At 63.5% G+C, this 1,364-nt stretch carries 1 protein-coding gene; it reads left to right on the top strand.

Annotation, left to right across the window (positions count from 1 at the left end):
• A partial coding sequence (locus AC0L2D_RS31755; protein WP_473544105.1) for a phosphomannomutase/phosphoglucomutase occupies nt 1-1,364 on the top strand: 1,364 nt, incomplete at both ends.

Here is a 1,364-nt window from a genome sequence, read left to right as displayed (position 1 = left end):
GGCGTCCAGGCGCTCGGAATGGGGCTTGGCACGCTGATCCGCCGTGTCGGTGCCGGTCCCGATATCGTCACCGGGCACGATTTCCGCTCCTATTCGCTTGGCATCAAGCTGGCGCTGGTGTCCGGTTTGATGGCTGCAGGCGCTCGGGTGAGGGACATCGGACTGGCGTTATCGCCGATGGCCTATTTCGCCCAGTTCGCACTGGACGTGCCTTCGGTCGCTATGGTCACCGCCTCGCATAACGAGAATGGCTGGACCGGCGTCAAGATGGGTGCGGCGCGGCCGCTGACTTTCGGGCCGGAAGAGATGAGCGCGCTGAAGCAGATTGTACTGGTCGGCGATTTCGATCTCGTCGGCGGCGGCTCCTACGATTTCGTTCGCGATTTTCGCGCTACTTATCTCGACGATCTGACCAAGGACAAGCGCATCACCCGAAAGCTGAAAGTGGTCGCCGCCTGCGGCAACGGCACCGCCGGCGCCTTCGCGCCGCAGGCGCTGCAGCGCATCGGCTGCGAGGTCATCCCGCTCGATGTCGAACTCGACCACACCTTTCCGCGCTACAATCCCAATCCCGAGGATATGCAGATGCTGCATGCCATCAGGGACAAGGTGCTTGAGACTGGAGCCGATGTCGGCCTTGGCTTCGACGGTGACGGAGACCGCTGCGGCGTCGTCGACAATGAGGGCAATGAGATTTTTGCCGACAAGGTCGGTGTGATGCTGGCGCGCGATATCTCCAGCCAGCATCCGGGCTCGACCTTCGTCGTCGACGTCAAGTCGACCGGCCTGTTCAACACAGACAGCGTGCTGCGCGCCAACAGCGCCGTCACTGACTACTGGAAGACCGGCCACTCCTACATCAAGCGCCGCGTCGCCGAGCTTGGCGCCGTCGCCGGTTTCGAAAAGTCGGGCCATTTCTTCTTCAACCCGCCAGTCGGGCGGGGTTATGACGATGGGCTGGTCACCGCCATCGCCATCTGCCAGATGCTGGACCGCAGCCCCGGCAGTTCGATAGCCGATCTCTACCGCGCGCTGCCGCTGACCTTCGGCACGCCGACCATGTCGTCGCACTGCGCGGACGATGTGAAGTATGGCGTTGTCGAGCGGGTGGTTGCCGACTTTCAGGCCATGAAGCGGGATGGAACGGTTTTTGCGGGCCAGAAGATCGCCGACCTCATCACCGTCAACGGTGCGCGCGTTGTCGCCGAAGACGGCACCTGGGGACTGGTGCGCGCCTCGTCGAACAAGCCGGAACTGGTCGTGGTCGTCGAAAGCCCGGTGTCGTCGCAGCGTCGACGGGAGATGTTCGAGGCTGTCGACACCGTGCTGCGCCGCAGCCCCGAGGTGGGCGCCTACAACCAGAC

The organism is Mesorhizobium sp. WSM4833, from assembly GCF_055811095.1.
This window is presented reverse-complemented; position numbering and strand designations above follow the sequence as displayed.